The organism is Methyloceanibacter methanicus, from assembly GCF_001723285.1.
Classification (GTDB): Bacteria; Pseudomonadota; Alphaproteobacteria; order Rhizobiales; family Methyloligellaceae; genus Methyloceanibacter; species Methyloceanibacter methanicus.
On sequence record NZ_LPWG01000012.1, the window covers coordinates 255,517 to 282,452 of the forward strand.

The window sequence follows — 26,936 nt, forward strand, 5'->3', positions numbered from 1 at the left end:
GCTCCATATCCCGAGCGGCCTCGTCGGCGTCCCTCAGGGGGTCACCGTGGCACTTCTTATACTTGCGACCGCTACCGCACGGGCAGGGCGCGTTTCTTCCGGTCTTTGCCATCGAATTGGATTGGCTCGGGGAAGGACACCTTCTCCAGCCAAGTCCCTAATGCCTAGAACAATGCCTATAGCCACGGCTCGGTGCGCATGGCCATGCAATGAATTTACTAGAACATTGAAAAAGTTGGCTCCCCGGGCCGGACTCGAACCAGCGACCCAGCGGTTAACAGCCGCTTGCTCTACCAACTGAGCTACCGGGGAGCAGGAGCAGGGCGGTCACACCCGCACCGTGCCGACGCGCTAGATAGCAAAACGATGACGGGCTTTCCAGCGCTTTACGCGCGCTGGCCCAACGGAAGTTGGCGATGGTTGCCGTGCGCGCCGGGAGGTCTTATCTCCCGCGTTCGGCCGGTTCAACCCGAATTGGCGAAATCAGGGAAGCCGCGGGCGTTTTCGCATGCGCCTGTTCAAGGAGCCGACGTTTCCGAGCATGGCCAAAAAGGTCCGCATCTTCGACCGCCGTCTCCAGCTGCCGAAATCCAAGCCCGTCCGCATCGGACTGGGGACCGTGTTGATCGGCGGCGGGGTGTTGGGCTTTCTGCCCGTCCTCGGCTTCTGGATGATTCCCTTGGGGCTGCTCGTCCTCTCCGTCGATCTGCCGGTCGTGCGCCGCTGGCGGCGTCAGCTCACCGTGTGGTGGCATCGCCGCAAGGAGGAAAAGAAAAATGTCGAGGGATCAGAGACTTAGGCGCTGAACTGTGCCTAGATTGTTGGAGGCCACGCCCGGAATCGAACCGGGGTATACGGATTTGCAGTCCGCTGCGTCACCACTCCGCCACGTGGCCACCGGGCTGGACTTATTAGCGCACATCGCGCCCGTGTCCAGCGTCTCGTTGGTTTTTTGCATACACCCGCGTGAATTAACCGGAGGTAAGTCCGAGACCCACAAGGCGTCCGGTCGCGAGACTTCGTGGCGCCTCCAGGCAAGGGAAGGGGCGGCGAGCCGCGTCGGCCAGCCCAGTGGATACGGGAAAAGTAGGACAAAAAATGACAGGGCGCGCGGCACATGGCCACTGTTGCGGTGATCCCACAGTGTATTGAGTTTTTTACGGAAATACGGAGGGACGGACCCTTGGTGGCTATCTTTTGACGTTTCGATTGCTCTATTGTGAGGCGTGGCGACGGTCGGGGCTCCGTTGACCGTTGGGAGATCCAATAGAGTGCTTGGTGTGCAGGGCAGGTGTCAGTCGTTGTGCCGCGCGGCGCGTTCGTCGCGCCGCCGCATGGTTGCGCTCGGAGTCGGGCTCCTGGTGGGCGCGTTCTCGGGTCTTGCGCCGACTTCCGCGTCTTCCGAGACCCTCGAGCAGGCGCTGGCCGATGCGTATCTCCTCAATCCGCGCCTCAATGCCGAACGGGCGCGCCTGCGTGCCATCGACGAACAGGTCGCGCTGGCCAAGTCCGGGCTGCGACCGACCATCACCGGGACCGGTGAAGCCGCGTACGTCAATCAGAACAGTAACTTCGCGGGGGCGTCGACGTCCTTGTCCGCGCTGGGCGGAGGGCTCACCTCCGACGGCGTGAGCCATCCCCACGGCTATGCCGTCACCCTGTCGCAACTGCTGTTCGGCGGCTTTCAGAACCTGAATGCGGTGCGCGAGGCCAAGTCCTTGGTGCAGGCCCAGCGCGAGGCGCTCCGTCAGGTGGAGCAGGTCGTGCTCCTCGACGCGGCGACCGCCTATGTGAACGTGGTGCGCGACCAGGCCGTGGTGCGCCTGCGCGAGAACGACGTGCGCGTGCTGACCGAGCAGTTGAAGGCGACCCGGGACCGGTTCGATGTCGGCGAGGTGACGCGGACCGACGTGGCCCAAGCCGAGGCGCGGCGATCCGAAGCGCTCGCGACCCTGGCGGGAGCCCAGGCCAACCTCAAGAGCAGCCGGGCGACATACGAGCAGGTTGTCGGCCATCCGCCGGGCACCCTGCAGGCGCCCCCGTCCATCCGTCATCTCCTGCCGAATTCCTTGGATGTGGCCATGACGCTCGGGGACGGCGAAAACCCCACCATTCTCGCAGCCGTCTACAACGAGGAGTCCTCGCTCTACGCGGTCGAGCGGATCATGGGCGAAATGCTGCCCCAGGTTTCGCTCCAAGCGCAGTACGAGAAGGCCTTCGATCAAAGTTCGTCGATCGCGGACGTGGAGACCACCTCGGTCACCGGCCGGGTCAGCGTTCCGCTCTACCAGGGCGGCAGCGTCTCTGCGCGGGTTCGTCAGGCCAAGGAGACCAACACCCAGCTGAAGCGCGAGGTCGAGGACGCCCGGCTCCGGGTCCATGCGGACGTCATTGCCAACTGGGGGATCCTGCAGTCGTCGGGTCCGGCGATCCGGTCCGCCGAGTCCGCCGTTTCGGCCAACAAGATCGCCCTGACCGGCGTCCGCGAGGAGGAAAAGGTCGGGCAGCGCACCACGCTGGATGTCCTGGATGCGCAGCGGGAGCTTCTGAATTCCCAGATCGGGCTCGTCTCGGCCCTGCGCGACAGGGTTGTCGCCGAGTATTCGCTATACTCCGCGATCGGCCGCATGGATGCGCAAACGCTCGGTCTGTCAGTGCCGTATTATGATCCATTCGAGCATTACGAGATCGTCAAGAACAAGCTTTTTGGCCTAAAACCGCCAGAACCGCCGCTTGCGGACAACTGAACCATTCCCAATCCGTCACGTTAACTATAGGCGTCAATCTCCGAGCCAATCGGAGACTTGGCTATTAGCATTGTGTTAAGTTATTGATTGAAATTGGTCCTGGCTGAGTTCGCCGGGCCCCGTCAGTTTGAGAAGCGGCAAGGGAACACGTAATGAGCAGCACCGAGCGCGCTCCTGAGCCGACGATGGAAGATATTCTGGCCTCCATCCGTCGGATCATCACAGACGATGAAACAGGCAAGGCCCCGGCCGACAAATCGGCCGCCACGGCCCAATCTGAAGACGAGGGACTTGAGGGCGAAGCCGATAACCAGATTATCGACGACATCGCGCGCGTCCTGAGTTCCGGCGGCGACGCCCCGGCCAACGAGGACGAGGAGATCATGGATCTCACCGGCGAGCTTGGCGGGCTCGAGCTGGTCGAGGACGACGAGCCCGAGGAACTTCTCGAGACCGCCGAGGTCCTGGATACGGCCCCCGAATTCGTCGACGAGACCGAAGATCTGCTGGAGCTCGGCGACATCCAGCCAGACGATCTCATGTCGGACGATTTCATGCCGGACGTCGAAGTCACCGAAACTTTTGAAGTCGTCGAGACGGTCGAAGTCGCCGAAATTGCCGAGCCGGTCGAGGCGGAACCTCAGGTTGAGGCGTTTGCCGTACCGGAGATGCCGCCCGTGCCCGAGATGCCGCCCGTGCCGGCACCGGAGCCGGTTATGCAGGCCGAGCCGGAAGCGCCCAAGCTGTCCGCCAGCGAAGAGGCGGCAAGCGCACTCGAGCGGGCCATCGCCGCGTGAAGGCCGGGCAGTCGCCGTCGGCCGCTCCGGCACCGGCCCCGAGCTTCCAGGCCCCGGCCCCGAGTTTCGAGGCCCCCGCACAGGCCGTGCTGAGCCCCGAAGCGCCTGAGGCCGAGGCTGTCGAGACGCCGACCGGCGTTATTCCGCTGCCCACCGATATCCCGATGGCGGTTCCCATGAGCGCGCAGACGGCGGAAGCCGAAACCCATCTGGATCCTGAAGCCGATGCCGCGCTGGATTTGCCGCTGGCCTCCGAGGGCGAATTCGCGCCGGAGGGCTTCGAGCCCGAAACCGGGGACGAGCTGGTTCTGACCGAGACCGAGGACACGATGGTTCTCGAGGAGGCCGAGCCCGAGAGCGTGCCGTTCTGGCCGCCGCAGGACACCGCCGTGCCGCCGGCCGAGCCGGCACCGATGTTCACGCCGCCCGTACCGGAAACGGCGCCCGAGCCCGTCGTCGCCGTGACCAATGGCGTCGCGTCGCACGAGACGCCGGGGTCCAAGTCGCTCGAGGACAGCATCAAGGAGATGCTTCGCCCGATGCTGCGCGAATGGCTGAACGAGAACATGCCGCGCATGATCCGCGAGGAACTCGATTCGGACGCTGCGCAACACGGCCAAGACTGAGCGACGCGGCCAAGACTGAACGCTGCGGCCAAGACTGAACGCTGCGCGCAGGATTGGATCGCGGGGACGAGCGAACCGCGATTGAATCGGGGCAGACCGCCGCGTCTGCACAGACGATCATTGACAGCATGGAAGTCGCGGTCGTAGGACGCGCAGGCGCAAGTTTTCGCCCGGCACCACCTCGCTGGGCGGTTCTCTCAAGGCCCACGTATCCAGGCGTTCACGACTGTTCATGCTCGACAAGACCTACCAACCGAAGAACTTCGAAGGCTCCGTTTATCAAGCTTGGGAACGCGCGCGCGCTTTCGCCGCGGGCCGGGGCGACCGTGAGGGGGCACGGCCGTTTGCCGTCGTCATCCCGCCGCCGAACGTCACCGGTTCGCTTCACATGGGGCACGCGCTCAACAACACGCTGCAGGATGTCCTGGTGCGTTTCGAGCGCATGCGGGGCCGCGACGTGTTGTGCCAGCCGGGCACCGACCATGCGGGCATCGCCACGCAGATGGTCGTCGAACGCCAGCTCATGGAGCGGCAGGAGCCCAATCGGCGGGCCCTGGGCCGCAAGAAATTCATCGACCGCATCTGGCAGTGGAAGGAAGAGTCCGGCAACACGATCATCGGCCAGCTCAAACGCCTCGGCTGTTCGTGCGACTGGTCGCGCCAGCGCTTCACCATGGACGAAGGTCTGTCCAGGGCAGTCCGTAAGGTTTTCGTGGAGCTCCATCGCGCCGGATTGATCTACAAAGACAAGCGACTGGTGAATTGGGACCCGCAACTGCTCACCGCGATCTCCGATCTCGAGGTCGAGCAGGTCGAGAGCAAGGGCCATCTGTGGCATCTGCGTTACCCGATCGAGGGCGTCACCTTCGATCCGGACGATGCCTCGACCTTCATCGTCGTCGCGACCACGCGGCCCGAGACCATGCTGGGCGATACGGCCGTCGCGGTTCACCCCGACGACGAGCGCTACAAGCACCTGGTCGGCAAGAACGTGATCTTGCCGATCGTCGGCCGGCGCATTCCGATCGTCGCGGACGAGTATTCCGACCCCGAGAAGGGGTCCGGCGCGGTGAAGATCACGCCCGCCCACGACTTCAACGACTTCGAGGTGGGCAAGCGTCATGGCCTGCCCATGATCAGCGTGCTCAGCAAGGACGCGCGGCTCGATATCGGGCCGGAGAGCGATTTCATGCAAGGCGTTGAGATGACGCCTCAGCTTGAAGTGAAGGTCCTCGAGTGGAACGGCGTGTTCCGCTTCGCCGCGCGCACCATGATCGTCGAGTGCATGGAGAACAACGGCTATCTCGAGAAGATCGAGCCGCACGTCCATGCGGTGCCGCACGGTGACCGTTCGGGCGCGGTGATCGAGCCTTTCCTGACCGACCAGTGGTACGTGGACGCGGCGACGCTCGCCAAGCCCGCCATCGAGGCGGTCCGGAGCGGGCGGACCACCTTCGCGCCAAAGAATTGGGAGGCCACCTATTTCCACTGGATGGAGAACATCCAGCCCTGGTGCATCTCGCGGCAGCTCTGGTGGGGGCACCAGATCCCGGCCTGGTACGGGTCGGACGGCGAGGTCTTCGTTGCCGAAACCGAATCCGATGCCAAGGCCTTGGCCAAGGAACATTACGGCAAGGATGAACCGCTCACGCGCGACGAGGACGTGCTCGACACGTGGTTCTCCTCGGCGCTGTGGCCGTTCTCGACGCTCGGCTGGCCCGACGAGACGCCGGAGCTGGCCCGCTATTACCCGACCGATGTGCTCGTCACCGGGTTCGACATCATCTTCTTCTGGATCGCCAGGATGATGATGATGGGCCTGCATTTCATGGACGAGGTGCCGTTCCGCGACATCTACATCCATGCGCTGGTCCGGGACGAGAAGGGCCAGAAGATGTCGAAGTCGAAGGGGAACGTCATCGATCCCCTCGAACTGATCGATGCCTACGGTGCCGACGCTTTACGCTTCACGCTCGCGGCCATGGCCGCGCAAGGGCGGGACATCAAACTGTCCGGCGCGCGGGTCGAGGGCTATCGCAATTTCGCGACCAAGCTGTGGAACGCCTCGCGGTTCGCCATGATGAACGACTGCATCCCGGTTTCAGGCTTCGATCCCAAGAGCGCGCGGACGACGCTGAACCGCTGGATCGGCGGCGAGCTGGAACGGACCGTCGCCGCCGTCACCGAGGCCCTCGAGGGCTTCCGGTTCAACGACGCCGCGGGCGCCATCTACCACTTCATCTGGCACATCTACTGCGATTGGTATCTCGAACTCAGCAAGCCGGTCTTTGCCGGCGAGGACGAGGCAGCCAAGACCGAGACCCGGGCCATGGCGGCCTACGTTCTCGACAAGGGGCTGCAGCTCCTGCACCCGTTCATGCCCTTCGTCACCGAAGAGCTTTGGGAGAAGCGCGCGCCCGAAGGAGAGCGCCGCGAGAGCCTCTTGATGCTCACCGAGTGGCCAACCCATCAGGGTCTTCAGGACGCAAGCGCCGATGCGGAGATCGGGTGGCTGATCCGCTTCGTCACCGACGTTCGCTCGGTCCGGGCGGAAATGAACGTGCCCGCAGGCGCCAAGGTGCCGCTGGTGATCGCGGGCGCGGCGACACGACCAAGGCCCGCGTTGCTGCCCATCTGGGACACGCTGTCGCGGCTCGCCCGGATCGAGACCATCGATTTTGCCGAGACGCCGCCGGCTGGCTCGGTGCAGATCGTCCTGGACGAAGCCACGATCGCCTTGCCGCTCCAGGGGGTGATCGACATCGATGCGGAGGCAAACCGCCTGAAGCGCGAGATCGACAAGGTGGGCGCCGAGATCACGCAGATCGACGCCAAACTCGCCAACGACAAATTTGTGTCCCGGGCGCACAGCACGTGGTCGAAGAGCAACGCGAGCGCAAGGCCGATGCGGAGGCGACCGCCGTCAAGCTGGAACAGGCGCTGAGGCGGCTGGAAGCGGTGCTCTAGGGGCTGAGACGCTGTTCTGCCGGGCACTGCAGGTCGGATACCATCGACGGGAGGCTTGTTTCGGGGCCGCCGTCGATAGGCAGGAGACGCCGAAACCGGCGAATATCCTCGACTGTAGCTGATTTACAACAAAGCCAAGACGTTGCGCCTCGTTTGCGCCATAAAACTTTGTGAAATCGAAACCAGTACAGTGGATCATTGGTCCTGTAAGACACTCGCAAAGATAAGGCGAGGGGGGCGGACCAGGGAGCGACTGGCTGACACGCTGGGCTGAGACGGAACACCGTCAGCGCGGCCACTGTTGGCCGGCATGGGTAGATGGACGCAAAGACGTTCGATAAATCCCGTTTGCCAAGTAGGCATGTAACGGAAGGGCCGTCCCGGGCCCCGCATCGCTCGTATTATTACGCGATGGGGTTGACGCGCGGCCAGATTCACCAGCCCTTCGTGGGCGTCGCCACGTGCTGGAACGAGGCCGCGCCGTGCAATATCGCCCTCATGCGCCAGGCGCAGGCGGTGAAGCAGGGCGTCGTGGCCAAGGACGGCACGCCGCGCGAGTTCTGCACCATCACGGTCACCGACGGCATCGCCATGGGGCATCAGGGCATGAAGTCCTCGCTGCCGTCGCGCGAAGTGATTGCCGACAGCGTCGAGCTCACGATGCGCGGACATTGCTACGACGCGCTGGTCGGTCTTGCGGGCTGCGACAAATCCCTGCCGGGCATGATGATGGCCATGTGCCGCCTCAATGTCCCATCGATCTTCATCTATGGCGGGTCGATCCTGCCCGGCACGTTCCGGGGACGTCCCGTCACGGTCCAGGATCTGTTCGAAGCCGTCGGCCAATATTCGGTCGGCAACATGTCGAGCAAGGATCTGGACGAGCTGGAGCAGGTGGCGTGCCCGTCCGCGGGCGCATGCGGCGCGCAGTTCACCGCCAACACCATGGCCACCGTGTCCGAGGCCATCGGCCTTGCGCTGCCGTATTCGGCCGGGGCACCCGCGCCCTACGAAATCCGCGACCGGTTCTGCATGACGGCGGGCGAGAAGGTCATGGACCTTCTTGCGCTCAATATCCGCCCGCGCGACATCGTTACGCGCCGTTCTCTCGAGAATGCCGCGGCCGTCGTCGCGGCGTCCGGCGGCTCGACCAACGCGGCGCTGCATCTGCCGGCCATCGCCCATGAATGCGGCATCCCGTTCGACCTTTTCGATGTCGCCGAGATTTTCAAGAAGACGCCCTATATCGCGGACTTGAAGCCGGGCGCCCGTTATGTCGCCAAGGATCTGTTCGAGGCTGGCGGCGTGCCGCTTCTGATGAAGACGCTTCTGGACCACGGCTATCTGCACGGCGACTGCATAACCGTCACGGGACGGACGATCGCCGAAAATCTTTCCAAGGTCGAATGGAACCCAGACCAGGACGTTGTGCGTTCTGCTGATACCCCGATCACACCGACAGGCGGCGTGGTGGGGTTGAAGGGATCGCTGGCGCCCGATGGCGCCATCGTCAAGATCGCAGGACTGGCCAATCTGAAGTTCCGCGGACCCGCCCGGTGCTTCAATAGCGAGGAAGAAGCGTTCGCTGCCGTGAGTGCCAAACGATATAACGAGGGCGAAGTCATCGTCATCCGCTACGAGGGACCGAAAGGCGGCCCCGGCATGCGCGAGATGTTGTCGACGACCGCCGCACTCTACGGCCAGGGCATGGGCGACAAGGTTGCGCTCATCACAGACGGCCGCTTCTCCGGCGCCACGCGCGGTTTTTGCGTCGGCCATGTAGGCCCCGAAGCGGCGGTCTGCGGTCCGATCGCTCTCGTGCGCGACGGGGACGTGATCGCGCTGGACGCGGTCGAGGGCCGGATCGACCTGGAGGTCGACGAAGACGAGCTCGCGGCGCGCGCGGCGAACTGGACGCGGCCCGATCCGAATTTCAACAGCGGCTATATCTGGAAATACGCGCAGCAGGTCGGCGCGGCACGCGAAGGCGCGGTGACCCATCCGGGCGGCGCGGCGGAAGGGAAGTGCTATGCCGATATTTAGCGCATCCCAGATCGGTGGCGCCCTGGCCGCCTTTATCGTTCTGGCGCCCGCGGGCGCAGCAGCACGGATACGCCGCCGCCTTACACGTCGGCCACGGAGGCCTATCGCCAAGGCGTCAGCGCCATGGACGCGGGCCGTCCGGACGCCGCGCTTCGGGCGCTGCAATATGCGGCCGACCATGGCGTGCTCGGGGCGCAGCTCAAGCTCGCGCGGCTCTATGCCAAGGGCGGCGCCGTGCCGAAGGACCAGTCCAAGGCCTTCCAGTATTATCAGCACATTGCCGATCAGTATGCGGACGTTCCGACGTCGAGCCCGATCGCGCGCTATGTGGGCGAGGCCTTTTGCGCCCTGGGACGGTTCTATGTCGAGGGGATCGCGGACATGCCGCTGCCCCCCGATCCTGCCTACGCGGCGGGGCTGCTGCGCCATGCGGGCGCCTATTTCGGCGATGCCGAAGCGCAGTACCGGCTCGGGCGGCTCTATCTGACCGGCACGGGCGTCGAGAAGAACCCGACCATTGCGGCGAACTGGCTGACCATGGCCGCGCGCAAGCAGCATGCGGGCGCGCAAGCCGTGCTGGGCGAGATGCTCTGGCGTGGCGACGGCATCGCGCAGCGGCAGGCGCAGGGCTTGGCTCTGCTCATGCTGGCGCGTCAGAATGCGCTTGGTTCGAGCGACGATGCCAAATGGATCGTCGAGAGCTACGACAGGACGATCGCGATCGCGGAGCGCGTCACGGTGGCCGAAGCCGAAGCGCTGATGCCGGGGCTGGGCGGCCCGCGCGGCACGGCCACGGCGGTGAACATCCCGACTGCCCCCACGGCGACCCGCGCCGTTCCGGCAGCGCAGCAGCCTTCGCTGTCCGCGCGCTCCGGGCCGCGGCTCGGGCCGGTGGACTTGGTTCCGCCCGCCGCTATGGGGCTTTCCGCCGGCTTCAGTGCCTCGGAAACCGGCATGGGCGCCTCCAGTAGCGGGCAGGGGCTTCCTACGCGCTCCGCTGTCTCTTGCTTCCTGACTTGCCGAATTCCTCGAACGGGCTCTACAGGGCCAGGTCCATGACCACGGGCACATGGTCCGAGGGCTTCTCCCAGCTGCGCGGCTCTGAGTCGATGTCGCAGGACACCAGCCTGTCCGCGGCCTGGGGCGAGAGCAGGAGATGGTCGATCCGGATCCCGTGGTTCTTCTGCCAGGCACCCGCCTGATAATCCCAGAACGTGAACTGGTGCGGTTCGTCGTGGCAGGCGCGGAACGCGTCGGTGAGACCGAGATTGACGAGGCTCTGGAACTGCGCCCGCGTCTCCGGCCGGAAGAGAGCATCGTTGAGCCAGGCGGCCGGATCGTAGACGTCCTCCGGCGTCGGAATGACATTGTAGTCCCCGGCGACCACGAACGGCTCCTCATAGGTCAGGAGTTCCTTGACCCGCGCCTTGAGCCGCTCCATCCAGGCGAGTTTGTAGGGGAACTTGTCGGAGTCGATGGGATTGCCGTTCGGCAGGTAGATGTTCACCACGCGGACGACCCCCGACGGGACCGAGACCACGCCTTCGATATAGCGGGCCTGCACATCGTCGGGATCGCCGGGCAGGCCGCGGATCACCTCGTCGAACGGCAGTTTCGACAGAAGCGCCACGCCGTTGAACCCCTTCTGGCCATGGACGGCGACGTTGTAGCCGAGCTCTTCGAAAACCTCCGCGGGGAAGCCTTCGTCCATGCTCTTGATTTCTTGGAAACAGGCGATGTCGGGTGAGGCCGAACCGAGCCAAGTCCTGACCGTATCGAGACGGGCCTTGATGCCGTTGATGTTCCAGGTCGCGATTTTCATGCAGCCACATAGCCATGCCCGCATGGGCGGGGCAACCGGCTGCGCGCGGGGCCCGGCTAGTTTTGCACTAGACCGAGAAGCTGGTCCCGCAGCCGCAGGACGCCGTGGCGTTGGGATTTGAGATCTTGAACTGGGCGCCGATCAGTTCGTCGATGAAATCGATCTCCGAGCCGGCGATGAAGGGGACCGAGGTCGGGTCGATGGCGACGGTCGCGCCGTCGCGCTCGATCAGCGTGTCGTCCGGCGCCGCGTTCTCGATCAGCTCGAAGCGGTACTGGAAGCCGGAACACCCGCCACCCTCGACGCTGACGCGGAACAGATGCGCGTTATCGTCCTCGCTCACGAGTTCCACGATGCGCTTGGCGGCGCTCTGGCTTATGGTGATAGACGGCTCGCTCATCTTCGGTTAGCCACTCCTTCGTGCACTAAAGATGCGAACGGCCAACGGCGTTGTCAATCAGCGAACACCGGAAGAAGGACCATCTGCGGCAGGGAGCCGCAGAGCGCGATCCAATCGCGAGCCTGGGACTTCTTGCGCCTTACGCCCAGGACGTGCGCTCGAGCCGTGGCCGGCGGATCGCGGAAGATGCGAGCCCCATTCGCAGGCCCTATGCGCGCGACCGCGACCGCATCCTGCACGCGACCGCGTTCCGGCGCCTCAACCACAGACCCCAGGTCTTCATCTACCACGAGGGCGATCATTTCCGCTCGCGCCTGACCCACAGCCTGGAAGTCGCTCAGATCGCGCGCAGTATCGCCCGGGCGCTTCGCGTCGACGAGGATCTGACGGAGGCCGTCGCGCTTGCCCACGATCTCGGCCATCCGCCGTTCGGGCACGCCGGCGAGCGGGCGCTCGATGCCGCGATCGCCGATGCGGGCGGGTTCGATCACAACGCCCAGTCCTTGCGCGTGGTGACGAAGCTGGAACGGATCTATGCCGACTTCGACGGGCTGAACCTCACCTGGGAGACACTCGAGGGCCTCGTCAAACACAACGGCCCTTTGCGCGCGGAAGAGGCGCCCATTGCCGAACCCATTCTGGACTACTGCGCGACCCACGATCTCGAGCTGGACAGCTTCGCCTCGGTCGAAGCCCAGATTGCGGCGCTCGCGGACGACATCGCCTACACGGCCCACGACGTCGACGACGGCTATCGCGCCGGGTGCTTCACCTTTTCCGAACTCGGACGCATCCCTTTGGCTGGACGGTATCTCGACGAGCTGGATGCGGCTTATCCCGGCCTCGAGCCTGCGCGCCGCCTTTACGAACTGAAGCGGCGCCTGATCACGGCCATGGTCAACGACGTGCTCGAGGAAACGCGTAAGCGCCTTGAGCACTTGCCGTCCCAGAGCGCGGACAGTGTGCGGGCCGCCAAACAGGCCATGGTGGCCTTTTCCGGACCCATGCGAACCGAGCTCGACGCGCTGCATAAGTTCCTGTTCGGACGGGTCTATCGCCATCCGCGCGTGATGCGGATCATGGGCGATGCCGAGGACATCGTGGTCGAACTCTTCGAGCGCTATGCCCGCGATCCCGGGGCGCTGCCGCCGGAGTGGCGCGAGGAAGCGCGCGGGGGCGATCCGCGGGCCTCGGCCCGTCATGTGGCCGACTTCATTGCCGGCCAAACGGACCGCTACGCCATCGCCGAACACCGCCGCTTGTTTGACGCGACACCGGAATTGCGATAGTCGCGCGCCCACGCATGATCCGGAAAAGTGGGCACCTGTTTTCCGATAAGATCATGCGCAAATGAGTTCTTCCGGAGCATCCATGGACGTTTTTTCTGGGTTCCACGGCCACGTCTTGGCGGCCGTTCAGCAGCTGAAACACGACGGCGTCGTGCCGATAGAGGCAAGTGTCGATGGGATTGTCCTGAGCGCCCCCAAGGACGCCGGTCATGGGGACCTTGCGACGAATGCCGCCATGGTGCTGGCCAAGCCAGCGAAGTTGCCGCCGCGCGCGCTGGCCGAGCGCATCGTACCCTTGCTCGCCTCCGATCCCTTCGTCGAGTCCGTGGAGATCGCGGGGCCCGGCTTCATCAACCTCACCCTGAAGCAGAGCTTCTGGCCCAGCGTGTGCCGCATGGTGCTCGAGCAGGGCGAGGCATTCGGCCGCAGCGCCATAGGCAAGGGCGAGGCGGTCAACGTGGAATATGTCTCCGCCAATCCCACGGGGCCCATGCATGTGGGCCATTGCCGTGGCGCGGTGTTCGGGGACGCGCTCGCCAATCTTCTCGCCTTCGCCGGCTACGACGTAACGCGCGAGTACTACGTCAACGATGCGGGCGCGCAGGTGGACGTGCTCGCGCGCTCCGCGTTCCTGCGTTACCGGGAGGCGCTGGGCGAGGACATCGGGGAGATCCCGGAAGGGCTCTATCCGGGCGATTATCTGAAATCGGTGGGCGAGAGCCTCGCGAACAATCATGGGCGCGATCTGCTCGAGATGCCCGAAGCCGAATGGCTTCCGCTTGTCCGGGGGGTCGCCCTCAAAGCCATGCTCGGCATGATCGAGGACGATCTGGCCCAGCTCGACATCCACCACGACGTGTTCTTCTCCGAACGGTCGATGACCGAAGGCGAGGACGAGGTCGCCGAGACCATTGCCAATCTGAAGTCGAAGGGGCTGGTCTACGAAGGGCGTTTGCCGCCGCCCAAGGGCAAGGTGGACGAGGACTGGGAAGACAGGATCCAATTGCTGTTCCGCGCCAGCGAATTCGGCGACGATCAAGACAGGCCCCTGGTCAAGGCCGATGGCTCATACACCTATTTCGCTGCGGATATCGCCTATCACTTCGATAAGTTCAGACGCGGCTTTAAGTCGATGATCGACGTTTGGGGCGCCGACCATAGCGGCCACATCAAGCGCATGCAGGCTGCCCTCAAGGCGCTCACCGACGGCGCCGCCGATCTCGACGTCAAGATTTGTCAGCTTGTTCGGTTGTTCAGGTCCGGAGAGCCTGTAAAGATGTCCAAGCGTGCGGGGACGTTCGTGACGCTGCGGGAGGTCGTGGACGAGGTCGGGGCAGGTCCCGTCCGGTTCATGATGCTCTACCGGAAAAACGATGCGCCGCTCGATTTCGATTTCGCGAAGGTCACCGAGCAGTCGCGGGACAACCCAGTGTTTTACGTCCAATATGCCCACGCACGGGCGAGTTCGGTCCTGCGGAACGTTGCCGAGGCATTTCCGGACCTTGCGCTGGAGGGGGAAGAATTGGCATCAGCGGACCTGGATCGGCTGGACGACGAGGGCGACCTCACGCTGATCCGGCGCATGGCCCAATTCCCGCGCGTCGTGGAGGCCGCCGCGCAAGCACACGAGCCCCATCGCATCGCGTTCTATCTTTACGATCTTGCCGGAGACTTCCATGGTCTTTGGAACAGAGGCAAAGACTTGCCACAATTACGTTTTATTCACCAAAGTGACCGAGAGTTAACACGTGTTCGTGTTGCGCTTGTGGTAGCCACACAGCGGATCTTGGCCTTGGGTTTGGGGATCCTCGGCGTTCATGCGGTGCACGAGCTGCATTAGCTGAACTCTTAAGAACACGGGGATGGTTCGAGGGTAGTAACCATGTCCGCGCAAGATGGTGGGTTCGGCGGACAAAATACCGGACCTTCTGTATTCGATTCAAACTTTGCCCATGGCGCTAAAGCGCAAGGGCAGAACGCGGCAAGCACGTCTGGGGTTCCATCGTGGGGGACAGGCCAGGCAAACACCGGAAAGAGTGAGGTACCCTCCATGGTTCAAGGAGTCGGCCGGCCAGGTCAGCCAAATCCCGGACAGCGATCCATTTTCGGAAACGGCGGTCCCTCGTTTGCGCAGATGCCGTCCTTCACCCCGGTGACGCGTGGCGGCCAACAGGCCCCGGCACAAGCCCAGCCCGCCGCCCCGCGGCCGCGCCGGCAGCCTTCAGCCCTCAGCCGCAGTCTTTTGCCGATCCCGCCCTCGCATCCCATCGTCCTGGCGTCTCAGCCCCAGCCTGCACGGCCCCAGCCCGCACAGCCCCAGGCCGCACAGACCCAGGCCGCACAGCCCCAAGCCTATTCCGGCGGGCATGATTTCCAGCAACCGCCCCAACATCCGCAAGCCTACGCCACGCCCGCGGCCCCTCAGGCCGGGGCTCCGAGCCGCGAGCTTCCCGACTTTGGCGCGGTCGACCCCGGCTTCCCGGATTCGATTTTCGGCGACATGAAGCTTGGCGCGGGTCTCGAGGACCATGCCGCCCCGGCCGCGGACGAGCTTGCGGCCGATGCCGGCTTCCCCGAAGAGGACGCATCGTTCCCCGAACCCGCAGCCCCGGCGGCCGCGTACCAGGCCGCGCCGGCATCCTATCAGCCGGACGCCTACGCCCCGCAGCAGCCTGAGGCGTTTGCGGCTCATCAGCCCGAAGCCTTTGCGCCGCATCAGCCCGAAGCCTACGCGCCACAACAACCCGAGGCCTATGCGGGCCAGCCGATGCCGGGTACGGACGATCCGGCCATGTATGCGCAGCAGCCCCATCAGCAAGGGGCGCCGTACGGCCACGTCCCGCCGGCCGATCCGAGCCGCCAATTGCAGACCCTCGATCCCAATTACGGCCAGGCGCCGCAGATCCCGCTTGGCGATCCGCGCGCCGGAATGCAGCCCGCCGCGCAAGGCTTCTTCGACGCCGGCGGCGATGCCGACTTCATGGATGCGGGCGTTGACGCCTCCGAGGGCGGCCTCAAGTCCAAGGTCATGGGCACGCTCAAGGGGCGCAGCACCGTGATGGTCGCCAGCGCGCTTTTGGGGGCCATTGCCCTCGGCGGTGCCCTCGCATACGCCTACAAGCAGAGTGGCGGCGGTATCGGCAGTGGCGATGCGCCGATCGTGACCGCGGACGCGTCCCCCGTGAAAGCCGCACCGGACTCGCCGGGCGGCAAAGAGTTTCCTCACAAGAACAAGCTGATCTACGACCGCCTGACCAATGGGGGGACGCCGGAGTCCGAGCGCCTCGTGCCGCGCCAGGAAGACGTCGCCGTGCCGGCCCTGCCGCCGGCCACCGCCACGGCAGGATTGCCCGGTTCCGTCGCGAGACGGCGCCGCCGGCGAGGATGGCGGGCCGCGTAAGGTCAAGACGATGGTCGTCAATCCCGACGGGTCGATGCAAGCGCCCGCGGCCATGGCCGATCAGGCCGTCGCGGGGGCGACCGCGCAGGCGGACGGCATGATGGCGCAGCCGAATATGATGCCGGTTCCGGCAATCCAGCAGTCTGCCGCCGGACAGCAAGTGGCCACCGCGGCACCGGCTGCCGCAGCCGCCGCAACGGCCGCCGCTTCCAGTTCCTATGTGGTGCAGCTCGGCTCCAGCCAGAGCCAGACCGACGCCCTGGCCAACTTCGCCGATGCGCAGCAGAAATATCCGAGCCTGCTCGGCAATTATCAGCCGCTTGTCCGCAAGACCGATCTCGGTCCCAAGGGTACCTGGTACCGGCTCCAGGTCGGTCCCATGGCCGACAAGGATGCCGCCTACAAGCTTTGCGGCCAGCTGAAGTCCAAGGGCCATGGCGATTGCCTGGTGATGGCGCAGTAATTCGCGCAAACGCCGCTTGACCGTAACGTGTCCGGGGGCTAGCCCCGGGGCATGGCATTCAAGGCATTCATTTCCGGGTGCGCGACCACGGCGCTGACCAAGGCCGAACGGGACCTGTTCGCCGAGACGCGTCCTTGCGGCCTTATTCTCTTCGGAAGAAACGTCGGCAATCCAGGCCAGGTCCAGGCCCTCGTCTCCGACTTCAAATCGGCCGTGGGAACCGAGGACGTCCTCGTCCTGGTCGATCAGGAAGGCGGGCGGGTCCAGCGCTTAAGGCCGCCATACTGGCGTGCCATGCCGCCGGCGCGTTGCTTCGGCGACCTCTATGCGAAGGATCGGGAGGCCGGCAAACGTGCGGCCTTCGCCGCAGCCCGTCTCATGGCCGCCGAGCTCTACGACCTTGGGATCAACGTGGATTGCACGCCCTGCATCGACGTGCCCCAGGAAGGCGCGCACGACATTATCGGCGACCGGGCCTTTTCCACAGATCCCGAAGTGGTCGGCGTCCTCGGCCGCGCGGTGATGGACGGAATGCTGGCCGGGGGTGTCCTGCCCGTCATCAAGCATGTCCCGGGGCATGGCCGCGCCATGGCGGACAGCCATAAGTCCTTGCCCCATATCGATGTTTCCAAGGAGGCCCTGGAGGCGGTCGACTTCCGGCCGTTCCATGCCTTGCGGGATGCGCCGTTGGCGATGACGGCGCATGTGCTGTTGCCCGTCTATGACGCGCAGAACCCCGCGACGCTCTCTCCGGCTATAATGAACGAAGTGATTCGCGGTCAATTGGGGCTCACCGGTTTGATCATGACGGACGACATCGGCATGAAGGCGCTTTCGGGCACCCCCGGGGACCTGACGCGCGCGGTCATCGCCGGCGGGTGCGACGTGGCGCTTCACTGCAGTGGCAAGTTCGACGAGATGGTCGACGTCGCCGCCGCCGCGCCGGCGCTCTCCGGCCTTTCGCTGGAGCGGTTCGATCGCGCGCTGGCGTGCCTTGGCGCGCCTGAGCCCTTCGACGAGGCCGAAGCGCTGGCACTCGTCAGTGAGGCGGCCGAGACGCGGGTGGCGCAGGTGGGACCAGACCCGACGGTGCAGGCATGATCGAAGACGGACAATCCGAGCACGACACCACGAACGGCGGCAGGACCGGCGACAACAAGACAGGCGATGGCAAGCCTGAACAGGTAGCCTCTGCGCCGGACGCCACTGCGCCGGATGGCACGGAGGCCGCGTGGGACGCACGCATCGAGCACGACGCCGACGAGGACGAGAAACTCCGCGTGGACGTGGAGGGGTTCGAGGGCCCGTTGGACCTGCTCCTCGCCATGGCGCGCACGCAGAAGGTGGATATCGCCAAGATCTCCGTTCTGGCGCTGGCGAAGCAATATCTCGAGTTCATCGAGGAGGCGAAACGTCTGCGCCTCGAACTGGCCGCCGACTATCTCGTGATGGCCGCCTGGCTGACATTCCTCAAGTCGAAGCTTCTGCTGCCGCCCGAGCCTTCGGACGAGGACGAGCCCTCGGGCGAGGAACTTGCGGCCATGCTGGCTTTCCGGCTGCAGCGCCTAGATGCCATGCGGGACGCGGCGGCGCAGTTGATGACGCGCAAGCGCCTCGGGCGCGATATCTTTCCCCGCGGCGAGCCTGAGCCCATTCGCATCGCGCGGAAAAGCGTGTACGAGGCCAATGTCTACGACCTCCTGAAGGCTTATGCCCAGCAGCGCCAGCGCAATTCGGTGCGCACGCTGCATATGGAGAAGCGTACGGTCTGGTCGCTGAAGGAAGCGCGCTCCGAACTGGAACGCCTCCTGGGCATGGCCTGCGAGTGGGCGCCGCTCGATCAGATCCTGGCCGAGTTCCTGGTGGAACCCGAGATCAGGCGGACGGCGCTGGCGTCGAGCTTCACCGCCACGCTGGAGATGACGCGCGAGGGTACGGTGGAAATTCGCCAGGCGAAGTCTTTCGCGCCGCTCCTGGTCCGCCGCCGGAGCGAGGCGAGGTAGCAAGGGGCTCTCAGGAGCCGTGCGATTGCGTTGTTGGAGTTCGAGTAGCGAGGGTTAGCGTCGACGGAATTCAAGCTTGCGAGGGGTGCGCTATGCCGAAGCCCAAAGTGTCGCCACCAAAGTCCGCTCGGATGAAACGAGAGGGCACCGGGCGGATGCCCGCCGGGACGGGCGCCCCAACGCTGGCGGAGGTCTTGAACGACTTTTCGGACTTCGCCCAAAGCGTCGGTGAGAGCGAGGCGGCGCTGGTGCAATTCGACGAGGTCTTGAAGGCGGTCGTGCGGGAGTCCACGAATGTGTCGCACGCGGAGGCGGAAAAGACGGTGATAACAAAAGGCGCGGGGGTGCAAATGTCGGCTGAACAGGCGGAAAGGGTAGTTGAGGTGACGGCAGACAGGGAAGAGCAGGGCGCTGATGCGCCGATGCTGCCGCTGCCGTCCAACGTGATGGCGCTGCCGTCGGCGGACCGGCGGGAGAAGTTGCGCATCATCGAGGCCCTTCTGTTCGCCGCCCCGGAGCCGCTGAAAGAGGCCGATCTCGCCCTGCACTTTGCGGCGGACGAGGACGTTCGCGCGCTGCTGGAGGAACTCCAGGGCCTTTACGGGGGCCGTGGCGTCAATCTCGTACGCGTGGCCGGAAAATGGGCCTTCCGCACCGCCGACGACCTGTCCTATCTCCTCGAGCGCCAGGCGGTGGCGCAGCGGCGCCTGTCCCGGGCGGCGCTCGAGACCTTGGCGATCATTGCCTACCACCAGCCGGTGACGCGGGCCGAAATCGAGGAAATTCGCGGCGTTTCGACCTCCAAGGGCACGTTGGACGTGCTGCTGGAGACCGGCTGGGTCAAGCTCAGGGGGCGCCGCCGTGCGCCGGGGCGCCCGGTCACCTACGGAACCACCGCCGACTTCCTGGAGCATTTCGGCTTCGAACAGATTCAGGACCTTCCGGGCTTGCGGGAGCTCAAGGGCGCGGGACTTCTGGATTCGAACCTGCCGCCTGGATTTGCGATGCCAAGTCCGGACGACGCCGCCGAATTGCGGGAGGACGAGGATCCGCTCGAAGACGACGAGGCCGACGAGGCTCTCGGTGCCAACGACGACGATGTGCTTGCGGACGCCGATCCGGAAGAGCGAAGCGACTGAGACCCATCCGGTCGGGGCGGCCGCCGCGCGTCTTTGTAGCGTTGCGTTGATGCGCCCCCGTCGCGTAGACCATTGCGATGCTCAATGTTTTCAAGCCGCGGGCAAGGGCAAACGCCGATGGCCGGTCCCGGAGCGGACGCGGCAGGGCCGCCGTTACCTTCGCCGCCCGCCTCACCGTGGATGGCGTCTCCCGCCGCTATGACCAGAACCTCGCGCTCGACGATGTGTCGCTCGAAGTGGAGCCGGGGACCATCCTCTGTTTGCTCGGGCCGTCGGGCTGCGGAAAGACGACGCTGCTGCGCATCATCGCCGGGGTCGAGGCGCCGAGCGGCGGTGCCGTGCTGATCGACGGCGAGGAGGTGGCGGGCCCCAATCGCTTCGTGCCGCCCGAAAAGCGCGGCGTCGGGCTGATGTTTCAGGACTTCGCCTTGTTTCCCCATCTCACGATCCTTGACAATGTCGCCTTCGGCCTCCGCTCGCTGACGAAGCCGCAGGCGCGCGCCGAGGCGCAAGCGGCGCTGGAGCGGGTGGGGCTTGGACAATATGGGCACGACTATCCGCACATCCTCTCCGGCGGCCAGCAGCAGCGCGTGGCGCTTGCGCGCGCCATCGCTCCGCGCCCCGGCGTGGTGCTGATGGATGAGCCGTTTTCGGGCCTCGACGCGCAGTTGCGGGAGAGCATGCGCGAAGAGACCCTGGCCATTGTCCGGGAGTCCCGGGCCACATGCATCGTGGTGACGCACGATCCGGAGGAGGCGATGCGCATGGGCGATGTGATTGCCCTGATGCGCGGCGGCCGGGTGGTGCAGACCGGCCCGGCGCCGGAGCTCTACCGGACGCCGAAGGACATCTTCGCCGCGCGGACGTTTTCGGATCTGAACGAACTGCCGGCGCGGGTGGAAGGGGGCAGGGCGGCGACGGCGCTCGGGAGCTTCGCGGCGAGCGGTTTCGCCGACGGTACGGAGGTGATCGTCTGCGTGCGCCAGGGCGGACTTCGTCTCTTGAACCCCGGAGAGGGAACCCTGGGACGGGTGCTGGACACGCGCTTTCTGGGCGATGTCGGCCTCCTCGAGATCGCGGTGGACGGGCTCGACGGGCCCATTCTGGCCCGGGTGCGCGAGGCGGACATGCCGGCGCGCGGCGCCGAAATCGGCGTGAGCGTCGACGAAAGTGCGGTGCTCGTCTTCCCGGCGCACGACGACTAACCGGCGCGCGCGGGCTGCCGGCCCTGCGCTTGCGGTGCGGTGTTCTTTGCTGCCATAGTGCGGCCAAATCGTTGAAACCTATGGCGTCATCTCCTTTGGGGAGAAGCGCCACGGAGGCCGGTCATGGGACCAAGTTGGTGGCAAATTCTGATTGTGCTGCTTCTGTTCGTGCTGCTGTTCGGGCGGGGCAAGATCTCCGATCTCATGGGCGACGTGGCCAAGGGCATCAAGAGCTTCAAGTCCGGTCTCGCTGACGAGGAGGAGGGCGAGGCGGACGCCAAGGTCATCCAGCACGAGACGCAGGTGCCGCCGTCGAAGTCGCGCAAGACCGAGAAGCAGAAATCGAGCTAGGCGCGAAAGTCCTGCGAGACCCGTGCGGATCGCGCGCGCTCTAACGACACGTTTATCAGGCCCATGCTGGACATCGGATGGTCGGAACTGTTGGTGGTGGCCATCGTGGCGATCGTGGTGGTCGGCCCGAAGGATCTGCCCAAGCTCATGCGCACGATCGGCTTCTATGCCGGAAAGGCGCGCCGCATGGCCGGGGAGTTCCAGCGCCAGTTCAATGAAGCCATCGCCGAGAGCGAAGCCGACGAGGTGCGGAAGAACCTCGAGGCGATCCGGGCCAATATGGGGCCCGCGCCGGACCTGAACCGGCCCATCGGCAAACCGTTGATGACGGGACCCGCGGCCGCGCGCGAGACCGATTTCGTCGCGCCGCCCCAAGCCGAAACGGCCGAGCCACCGCTTCCGGAGCCGCCGGCCAAAGCGAAGGCACCGAAGAAGAAGCCGACTGCCAGGAAGAGCGCCGCAAAGAAAGCCCCCGCCAAGACGAAGGCGCCGGCAAAGAAGACGCCGCGGGCGGCCAAAAAGGCCGCGGCAAACGGGAACGGCGAGCCGAAGCCGTGAGCGAAGACGAAGACATCGATGCAACCAAGGCGCCGCTCATCGATCATCTGATCGAGCTGAGAAAGCGGCTGCTATGGGCGCTCGCCGCGACGTTTGTCGCCTTCATCGTCTGCTTCTGGTTCGCAAAGCCCATCTACAACCTGCTGCTGTGGCCCTATCGCGTGGCCGCGGGCGTGGACGTGCCGATCGAGCTGATCTACACCGCGCCGCAGGAGTTCTTCTTCACGCAAGTGAAGCTTGCCTTGTTCGGCGCGGTGTTCATCGCCTTTCCGGTGATCGCCACGCAGCTCTACATGTTCGTGGCGCCGGGCCTTTATCGCAGCGAACGCAAGGCGTTTCTGCCGTTCCTGATCGCAACGCCGATCCTGTTTCTGATCGGGGCGGCGCTCGTCTATTTCGTCGCCATGCCGCTCGCCATGAAGTTCTTCCTGTCCATGCAGGAGACGGGCGAGAACGGGGTGCAGATCCTGCTCACGGCGAAGGTGAGCGAGTATCTGTCCCTCATCATGATGCTGATCCTGGGCTTCGGCATCTGCTTCCAATTGCCGGTCCTGCTGACGCTTCTGGCGCGGGCCGGTCTCGTCGGCTCCGGCACCCTGACGCACTATCGCCGCCACGCCATTCTCGGCGTCTTCGTGGCGGCGGCGATTCTGACCCCTCCGGACCCGATCAGCCAGGTGGCCTTGGCGCTGCCGACGCTGCTGCTCTACGAGATCTCGATCTTCGCCGTACGCTCGTGGAGAAGAAGCGGGCGGAAGCCGAGGCTCCCTCGGCCGCGCCGTCCTCATAAGGTCTCGTTGGCCCATATGTCCGGCTGACAAGGGCGGGCGCGCGCTCTATACGGGGGCGACAGACTCGAACCAGCCGACGACCCGAAAGAGACTTCCCCCGTGCTTGACGTCAAATGGATACGCGAGAACCAAGAGGCCTTCGTCAAAGGTCTCACCGACCGTTGTTTCGACGACCCGCAAGGAACGCTGACTCAAATCCTCAAGCTCGATTCGCAACGCCGCGAAACGATTCAGCAATTGCAGGACCTGCAGGCGCGCCGCAACGCCGCCTCGAAGGACATCGGCAAGGCCAAACAGTCCAAGGACGAAGCCGAAGCCAAACGTCTGATGGATGAGGTGGCAGGGATCAAGGAGACGATCCAACAAGGCGAGGACGACGAGCGCGCCCAGGATCAGGCCCTGCGCGATCTATTGGCCGGCATCCCCAACATGCCGGCGGACGACGTGCCCGTCGGCGCGGACGAGGACGCCAATGTGGAGCTGCGCAAGGTCGGCGCCATTCCGCGCTTCGACTTCGAACCCAAGCAGCATTTCGAGCTCGGCGAGGCCCTGGGCCTCATGGATTTCGAGACGGCCGCGAAACTATCCGGTGCCCGCTTCGTGGTGCTGAAAGGCGCGCTCGCCCGGCTCGACGCGGCGCTCTCGCAGTTCATGCTGGACCTGCACACGGACCAGCACGGCTACACGGAAGTGAACCCGCCGCTGCTCGTGCGCGACGACACCATGTTCGGCACGGCGCAGCTGCCGAAGTTCGAAGACGATCAGTTTCCCGCAGGCGAGGGGTATTGGCTCATTCCCACAGCCGAGGTCCCGCTCACGAACCTCGTTCGCGAGGACATCATCGACGAAGCGGAAGCTCCCGTCCGCGTAACCGCGGGCACCCCGTGCTTCCGCGCCGAGGCGGGGGCGGCCGGGCGCGACACGCGCGGCATGATCCGCCAGCACCAGTTCACGAAAGTGGAGCTCGTCTCCATCACGACGCCGGAACAATCCACCGAGGAGCACGAGCGCATGACCAAATGCGCCGAGACCGTGCTGCAGAAGCTGGGCTTGCCGTACCGCGTGGTGGTGCTTTCGACCGGCGACATGGGCTTCGCCGCGCAGAAGACCTACGACATCGAGGTGTGGCTGCCGGGGCAGGACGCGTATCGGGAGATTTCCTCCTGCTCGGTCTGCGGCGACTTCCAGGCCCGCCGCATGAATGCGCGCTACCGCCCGAAGGACGCCAAGCAAGCGCGGCTCGTGCATACGCTGAACGGCTCGGGCGTCGCAGTCGGGCGCGCGCTCATCGCCGTGCTGGAAAACTACCAGGAGGCGGACGGCAGCATCCGCGTGCCGGATGTACTGCAGCCCTATATGGGCGGGTTGACGAGAATCGAAGCCTCTGGGTGATGCTGTCGGGTATGCCCATGTCGTTCGGTGTTCTCTGTCGTCGTCATGCCCGGCCTTGAGCCGGGCATCCACGAAAGGCCCGGCACGGCGGCAAAGACGTGGATGGCCGGGGCAAGCCCGGCCATGACGTGCATTTAATAGTATGACTCAAGACGTGAAGAATCCTCAGGACGGACCGGAAACGACTCGAGAAAATGCGCATCCTGATCACCAATGACGATGGCATCGAAGCGGCCGGGCTCGACGTGCTGGAGAAGATCGCGACGGACATCACCGACGATGTCTGGGTCGTCGCGCCCGAGACCGACAATAGCGGTGCGTCCCACTCGCTGACCCTCGCCGAGCCCCTACGCATGCGCGAGCTCGGGAAGCGCCGCTACGCGGTGAAAGGCACGCCCACGGACTGCGTGATCATGGGGGTACGCTATCTCCTGAAGAACGACCCGCCCGATCTCGTGCTGTCGGGCGTCAACCGGGGCCAGAACCTCGCGGACGACGTGAACTATTCGGGGACGGTCGCGGGCGCCATCGAGGGCTCGCTCCTAGGCATCCCTTCGATTGCCATGAGCCAGGCGATCAACAATTACGACCACGGCATCCCGCCCTGGGACACGCCCATGGTCCATGGCGCGGACCTGGTGCGGAAACTGCTCGCCGCCGGCTGGCCGACCGGCTCGGTCATCAACGTGAACTTTCCCGATTGCGATCCCGACCAGGTGAAGGGCGTGGCGGCGACCGTTCAGGGCTTCCGCGACACCGCGCTTCTCGACATCGACGACCGCATGGATACGCGCGGCAAGGCCTATTACTGGATCGGCATCGCCAAGCGCGGTCCCAACCCGCCGAAAGGTCCGACCTGTGGGCGGTCCGCGCCAATCTCATCTCCGTCACGCCGCTCTGTCTCGATTTCACCGACCACGGCGCCCTCCCGGATCTGGCTTCCGTCTTGGAAGAAAAGGATAAATAGTCCTCAGGAGACCGTGTTAGTCCTTACCGGGGATTATGAGAATCGGCTGATACTGTCCGTGAGCCCCATACGGGAGGAGGCTGGCGCTGGTGGCGGACGTGCAAAATCAAATCGGGCTGATCATGCAGCTCCGGCGCCGTGGTATCCGCGACGCCGACGTCTTGCGCGCCATCGAACGGATTCCCCGCGAGCTCTTCGTGGACGAAGCCTTCTCCGAGCATGCCTATCAGGACATCGCCCTTCCGATCGAATGCGGACAGACGATCTCGCAGCCCTTCGTCGTGGCGTTCATGACCGAGAAGCTCGAACTGAAACCGACCCACAAGGTGCTCGAGATCGGAACCGGATCCGGTTACCAGGCGGCGATCCTGTCGCAGCTCTGCCGCCGGGTTTACTCGGTCGAACGCTGGCGTGAGCTGCAGAAAGCGGCCGAGGCGCGGCTCGCCAAGCTGAAGATCACCAACGTCACCACCATCATCGGCGACGGCTGGTTGGGATGGCCGCCCCAAGCGCCGTTCGACCGCATCATCGTGACCGCCGCGGCGCTCGACGCACCGGCCGCCTTGCTCGATCAGTTGAAGGAAGGCGGCCGGATGATCATTCCGCTCGGGGAGACACGCGATACCCAATCGCTCGTGCAGATCGACAAGACGCCGGAAGGGTTGGTCGAGACGCCGCTTCTGCCCGTGCGGTTCGTGCCGCTGGTGCATGGACGCGTGAAGCGCGACTGACTATGGCGCGCGACGCGCGATTGATTTGGGCGCGTGAAGCGCGGTGAGCGGCCCGCTGTCACGCGTAGCCATCGAACATTCACGTCGAGCAGCCTCAGTCCTTAAAGCCTTGTTTACTCGCGGCGCGCTTTACTGCCCCTCATCGAGTATTGCGTGGGGGCCAGCGAAGAATGCGCGTGGCATGTGGGCCGGAACTTATCCGGGGGATTTCGTGCGCCGTTTTGGCATTGGGTACAGCGCTTGGCGTCGCTGGCTGTAGCGACGAGTCCACCCGCTTCGATTATCCGGCGCTGAGCATGGCCGAGAGCGGGGCCGCCGACTATTCGACCACGTCGTCGATCCCGCCCCAAGGTGGCTATAACGGCACCGCGCCCCAGCGCCAGGCAGCCTATACCCCAAGCCGGACCCGCCAATACGGCTCGCAGACTACGGGAGCGCGGTCCGCGTCCAGCGCCTCTTATGCGTCGGCGCCGCGCGTGACCGTGCAGCAGGGCGACTCGCTGAGCGGCCTGTCGCAGCGCTACGGAGTCCCCATCGGGACGATCCAAACCGCCAATAATCTGTACGATGCCCGGCTGAGACCCGGCCAGGTTCTGGTCATGCCGGGTGCCAACATGGCCGCGGCGCAGCGGTCCGTGCAGAGCACGCCGGCAGCGACAGGCGCTGCCGCAGTTCAAGCCTCCTATACGCCGCCGACAGCACCGGCGACGCCGGCCCCGCGCAAAGTGACGACCACGACCGTCGCGGCACCGACGACGACCGCTCCGGCGGCACCGGCGTCCGCGCCCGCGGCAGCCGCCTCTGGTGTGGCCAGCAACGGGCAGCTTCCGGCACCCGATCCGCTGTCGGGTGCCAGCTTCCGCTGGCCGGTGAAGGGACGCATCATTTCCGGCTTCGGCACCAAGTCCGATGGCGGCCACAATGACGGCATCGACATCTCCGTGCCTCAGGGCACGCCGGTGAAGGCGGCGGAGAACGGCGTCGTGGCCTATGCGGGGAACGAGCTGAAAGGCTACGGCAACCTCGTCCTGGTGCGCCACGCCAACAACTGGGTGTCCGCGTACGCCAACAACGATCAGATCCTGGTCAAGCGCGGCGACAAGGTCTCGCGCGGCCAGGTCATCGCCAAGGCGGGGACTAGCGGGTCCGTCAGCCAGCCTCAGGTCCATTTCGAGCTGCGCAAGGGCTCCCGTCCCGTCGACCCGACGAAATATATGAGCAGCATGGCGGCGCAGGCCAACTAGA

General features: G+C 65.1%; 23 protein-coding genes, 2 tRNA genes and 3 pseudogenes. 22 read left to right on the forward strand and 6 right to left on the reverse strand.

All coding sequences use genetic code 11. The features are described 5' to 3' along the window. Positions 1 to 43: 43 nt before the first annotated feature. Positions 44 to 112, reverse strand: a pseudogene (locus AUC68_RS18750) (SEC-C metal-binding domain-containing protein); the annotation flags it as partial. A gap of 124 nt (positions 113 to 236) precedes the next feature. After that, positions 237 to 312 (reverse strand) — tRNA-Asn (locus tag AUC68_RS10860). Positions 313 to 541: 229 nt separating this feature from the next. On the opposite strand from AUC68_RS10860, the gene AUC68_RS10865 reads away from it, so the two are divergent. Next, the gene (locus AUC68_RS10865; RefSeq protein WP_141701243.1) at positions 542 to 799 is read left to right on the forward strand and encodes a hypothetical protein; all 258 of its coding nucleotides are present in this window, start codon (positions 542 to 544) and stop codon (positions 797 to 799) included. Between the two features lie 23 nt (positions 800 to 822). Here the strand turns inward: AUC68_RS10865 and AUC68_RS10870 are convergent. After that, positions 823 to 896 (reverse strand) — tRNA-Cys (locus AUC68_RS10870). A 438-nt stretch (positions 897 to 1,334) separates the two neighbouring features. Between AUC68_RS10870 and AUC68_RS10875 the strand changes: the two genes are divergently transcribed. The 6 genes and pseudogenes from AUC68_RS10875 (at position 1,335) to AUC68_RS10900 (ending at position 10,239) form a co-directional block, all read left to right on the forward strand. Continuing rightward, positions 1,335 to 2,747 carry a TolC family outer membrane protein gene (locus AUC68_RS10875; RefSeq protein ID WP_069437648.1) on the forward strand — a complete coding sequence of 471 codons (1,413 nt, stop codon included), beginning with the start codon at positions 1,335 to 1,337 and terminating at the stop codon, positions 2,745 to 2,747. 152 nt (positions 2,748 to 2,899) lie between these two features. Continuing rightward, the gene (locus AUC68_RS10880; protein ID WP_069437649.1) at positions 2,900 to 3,544 is read left to right on the forward strand and encodes a hypothetical protein; all 645 of its coding nucleotides are present in this window, start codon (positions 2,900 to 2,902) and stop codon (positions 3,542 to 3,544) included. Further along, the gene (locus tag AUC68_RS10885) at positions 3,541 to 4,170 is read left to right on the forward strand and encodes a DUF2497 domain-containing protein (protein ID WP_069437650.1); all 630 of its coding nucleotides are present in this window, start codon (positions 3,541 to 3,543) and stop codon (positions 4,168 to 4,170) included. Before AUC68_RS10880 ends, AUC68_RS10885 begins: the two co-directional genes overlap by 4 nt. A 232-nt stretch (positions 4,171 to 4,402) precedes the next feature. Further along, positions 4,403 to 7,137, forward strand: a pseudogene (locus AUC68_RS10890) (valine--tRNA ligase). A 318-nt stretch (positions 7,138 to 7,455) separates the two neighbouring features. Further along, on the forward strand, positions 7,456 to 9,180 hold the full coding sequence (ilvD, locus tag AUC68_RS10895) for a dihydroxy-acid dehydratase (protein ID WP_069437651.1): 1,725 nt from the start codon (positions 7,456 to 7,458) through the stop codon (positions 9,178 to 9,180). Between the two features lie 123 nt (positions 9,181 to 9,303). Further along, positions 9,304 to 10,239 carry a tetratricopeptide repeat protein gene (locus AUC68_RS10900; RefSeq protein WP_069437652.1) on the forward strand — a complete coding sequence of 312 codons (936 nt, stop codon included), beginning with the start codon at positions 9,304 to 9,306 and terminating at the stop codon, positions 10,237 to 10,239. Here the strand turns inward: AUC68_RS10900 and xth are convergent. Continuing rightward, positions 10,220 to 11,002: an exodeoxyribonuclease III gene (gene xth, locus AUC68_RS10905; RefSeq protein WP_069437653.1), complete on the reverse strand. Its 783-nt coding sequence runs from the start codon at positions 11,000 to 11,002 to the stop codon at positions 10,220 to 10,222. The two genes, AUC68_RS10900 and xth, sit on opposite strands and share 20 nt — an antisense overlap. Before the next feature lie 67 nt (positions 11,003 to 11,069). Continuing rightward, positions 11,070 to 11,402 (reverse strand): iron-sulfur cluster insertion protein ErpA, encoded by a 333-nt coding sequence (gene erpA / locus AUC68_RS10910; RefSeq protein ID WP_069437654.1) that lies wholly within the window; start codon positions 11,400 to 11,402, stop codon positions 11,070 to 11,072. Between the two features lie 113 nt (positions 11,403 to 11,515). On the opposite strand from erpA, the gene AUC68_RS10915 reads away from it, so the two are divergent. The 12 genes from AUC68_RS10915 (at position 11,516) to serS (ending at position 23,993) form a co-directional block, all read left to right on the forward strand. Next, on the forward strand, positions 11,516 to 12,691 hold the full coding sequence (locus AUC68_RS10915; RefSeq protein ID WP_069437806.1) for a deoxyguanosinetriphosphate triphosphohydrolase: 1,176 nt from the start codon (positions 11,516 to 11,518) through the stop codon (positions 12,689 to 12,691). Positions 12,692 to 12,752: 61 nt separating this feature from the next. Then, complete coding sequence (gene argS / locus AUC68_RS10920) at positions 12,753 to 14,531, forward strand: arginine--tRNA ligase (protein ID WP_069437655.1); 1,779 nt, start codon at positions 12,753 to 12,755, stop codon at positions 14,529 to 14,531. 210 nt (positions 14,532 to 14,741) lie between these two features. Further along, entirely contained in the window at positions 14,742 to 16,091 is a 1,350-nt protein-coding gene (locus AUC68_RS16810; RefSeq protein ID WP_158008296.1) for a hypothetical protein, read from the forward strand. Between the two features lie 10 nt (positions 16,092 to 16,101). Beyond that, a complete protein-coding gene (locus AUC68_RS10930; RefSeq protein ID WP_069437657.1) occupies positions 16,102 to 16,554 on the forward strand; it encodes an SPOR domain-containing protein in 453 nt (150 codons plus the stop codon). A gap of 51 nt (positions 16,555 to 16,605) precedes the next feature. Next, positions 16,606 to 17,655: a beta-N-acetylhexosaminidase gene (gene nagZ / locus AUC68_RS10935; protein ID WP_069437658.1), complete on the forward strand. Its 1,050-nt coding sequence runs from the start codon at positions 16,606 to 16,608 to the stop codon at positions 17,653 to 17,655. Next, the gene (locus AUC68_RS10940) at positions 17,652 to 18,557 is read left to right on the forward strand and encodes a segregation and condensation protein A (RefSeq protein WP_083240650.1); all 906 of its coding nucleotides are present in this window, start codon (positions 17,652 to 17,654) and stop codon (positions 18,555 to 18,557) included. Before nagZ ends, AUC68_RS10940 begins: the two co-directional genes overlap by 4 nt. Positions 18,558 to 18,979: 422 nt before the next feature. After that, complete coding sequence (gene scpB, locus AUC68_RS10945) at positions 18,980 to 19,696, forward strand: SMC-Scp complex subunit ScpB (protein ID WP_069437809.1); 717 nt, start codon at positions 18,980 to 18,982, stop codon at positions 19,694 to 19,696. 77 nt (positions 19,697 to 19,773) lie between these two features. Then, complete coding sequence (locus AUC68_RS10950; protein ID WP_083240651.1) at positions 19,774 to 20,901, forward strand: ABC transporter ATP-binding protein; 1,128 nt, start codon at positions 19,774 to 19,776, stop codon at positions 20,899 to 20,901. A gap of 123 nt (positions 20,902 to 21,024) precedes the next feature. Next, complete coding sequence (gene tatA, locus AUC68_RS10955; RefSeq protein ID WP_069437659.1) at positions 21,025 to 21,252, forward strand: twin-arginine translocase TatA/TatE family subunit; 228 nt, start codon at positions 21,025 to 21,027, stop codon at positions 21,250 to 21,252. Positions 21,253 to 21,315: 63 nt separating this feature from the next. After that, positions 21,316 to 21,810, forward strand: a complete 495-nt coding sequence (gene tatB / locus AUC68_RS16990) for a Sec-independent protein translocase protein TatB (protein ID WP_069437660.1) — start codon at positions 21,316 to 21,318, stop codon at positions 21,808 to 21,810. Next, positions 21,807 to 22,628: a twin-arginine translocase subunit TatC gene (gene tatC, locus AUC68_RS10965; protein WP_141701227.1), complete on the forward strand. Its 822-nt coding sequence runs from the start codon at positions 21,807 to 21,809 to the stop codon at positions 22,626 to 22,628. Before tatB ends, tatC begins: the two co-directional genes overlap by 4 nt. A gap of 72 nt (positions 22,629 to 22,700) precedes the next feature. Continuing rightward, the gene (gene serS / locus AUC68_RS10970) at positions 22,701 to 23,993 is read left to right on the forward strand and encodes a serine--tRNA ligase (protein WP_069437661.1); all 1,293 of its coding nucleotides are present in this window, start codon (positions 22,701 to 22,703) and stop codon (positions 23,991 to 23,993) included. Positions 23,994 to 24,127: 134 nt separating this feature from the next. Here the strand turns inward: serS and AUC68_RS17810 are convergent, their stop codons facing one another. Next, on the reverse strand, positions 24,128 to 24,319 hold the full coding sequence (locus AUC68_RS17810) for a hypothetical protein (RefSeq protein ID WP_069437662.1): 192 nt from the start codon (positions 24,317 to 24,319) through the stop codon (positions 24,128 to 24,130). Here AUC68_RS17810 and surE point away from each other — a divergent pair. The 3 genes and pseudogenes from surE (at position 24,239) to AUC68_RS10985 (ending at position 26,935) form a co-directional block, all read left to right on the forward strand. After that, positions 24,239 to 24,960, forward strand: a pseudogene (gene surE / locus AUC68_RS16030) (5'/3'-nucleotidase SurE). The gene AUC68_RS17810 and the pseudogene surE overlap by 81 nt on opposite strands. A gap of 122 nt (positions 24,961 to 25,082) precedes the next feature. Continuing rightward, entirely contained in the window at positions 25,083 to 25,691 is a 609-nt protein-coding gene (locus AUC68_RS10980) for a protein-L-isoaspartate(D-aspartate) O-methyltransferase (RefSeq protein ID WP_069437810.1), read from the forward strand. Between the two features lie 221 nt (positions 25,692 to 25,912). Beyond that, complete coding sequence (locus tag AUC68_RS10985) at positions 25,913 to 26,935, forward strand: M23 family metallopeptidase (protein ID WP_158008297.1); 1,023 nt, start codon at positions 25,913 to 25,915, stop codon at positions 26,933 to 26,935. Position 26,936 lies beyond the last annotated feature (1 nt).

Bases quoted from the DNA above. Each gene is read 5' to 3' on its own strand.
- argS (WP_069437655.1), top strand. From the start codon at position 12,753: ATGAGTTCTTCCGGAGCATCCATGGACGTTTTTTCTGGGTTCCACGGC.
- AUC68_RS10880 (WP_069437649.1), top strand. From the start codon at position 2,900: ATGAGCAGCACCGAGCGCGCTCCTGAGCCGACGATGGAAGATATTCTG.
- AUC68_RS10930 (WP_069437657.1), top strand. From the start codon at position 16,102: ATGGTCGTCAATCCCGACGGGTCGATGCAAGCGCCCGCGGCCATGGCC.
- AUC68_RS10865 (WP_141701243.1), top strand. From the start codon at position 542: ATGGCCAAAAAGGTCCGCATCTTCGACCGCCGTCTCCAGCTGCCGAAA.
- xth (WP_069437653.1), bottom strand. From the start codon at position 11,002: ATGAAAATCGCGACCTGGAACATCAACGGCATCAAGGCCCGTCTCGAT.
- nagZ (WP_069437658.1), top strand. From the start codon at position 16,606: ATGGCATTCAAGGCATTCATTTCCGGGTGCGCGACCACGGCGCTGACC.
- ilvD (WP_069437651.1), top strand. From the start codon at position 7,456: ATGGACGCAAAGACGTTCGATAAATCCCGTTTGCCAAGTAGGCATGTA.
- AUC68_RS10980 (WP_069437810.1), top strand. From the start codon at position 25,083: ATGCAGCTCCGGCGCCGTGGTATCCGCGACGCCGACGTCTTGCGCGCC.
- AUC68_RS10900 (WP_069437652.1), top strand. From the start codon at position 9,304: ATGGACGCGGGCCGTCCGGACGCCGCGCTTCGGGCGCTGCAATATGCG.
- AUC68_RS10940 (WP_083240650.1), top strand. From the start codon at position 17,652: ATGATCGAAGACGGACAATCCGAGCACGACACCACGAACGGCGGCAGG.
- tatB (WP_069437660.1), top strand. From the start codon at position 21,316: ATGCTGGACATCGGATGGTCGGAACTGTTGGTGGTGGCCATCGTGGCG.
- AUC68_RS16810 (WP_158008296.1), top strand. From the start codon at position 14,742: ATGGTTCAAGGAGTCGGCCGGCCAGGTCAGCCAAATCCCGGACAGCGA.
- scpB (WP_069437809.1), top strand. From the start codon at position 18,980: ATGCTGCCGCTGCCGTCCAACGTGATGGCGCTGCCGTCGGCGGACCGG.
- AUC68_RS10950 (WP_083240651.1), top strand. From the start codon at position 19,774: ATGCTCAATGTTTTCAAGCCGCGGGCAAGGGCAAACGCCGATGGCCGG.
- erpA (WP_069437654.1), bottom strand. From the start codon at position 11,402: ATGAGCGAGCCGTCTATCACCATAAGCCAGAGCGCCGCCAAGCGCATC.
- AUC68_RS10875 (WP_069437648.1), top strand. From the start codon at position 1,335: ATGGTTGCGCTCGGAGTCGGGCTCCTGGTGGGCGCGTTCTCGGGTCTT.
- tatA (WP_069437659.1), top strand. From the start codon at position 21,025: ATGGGACCAAGTTGGTGGCAAATTCTGATTGTGCTGCTTCTGTTCGTG.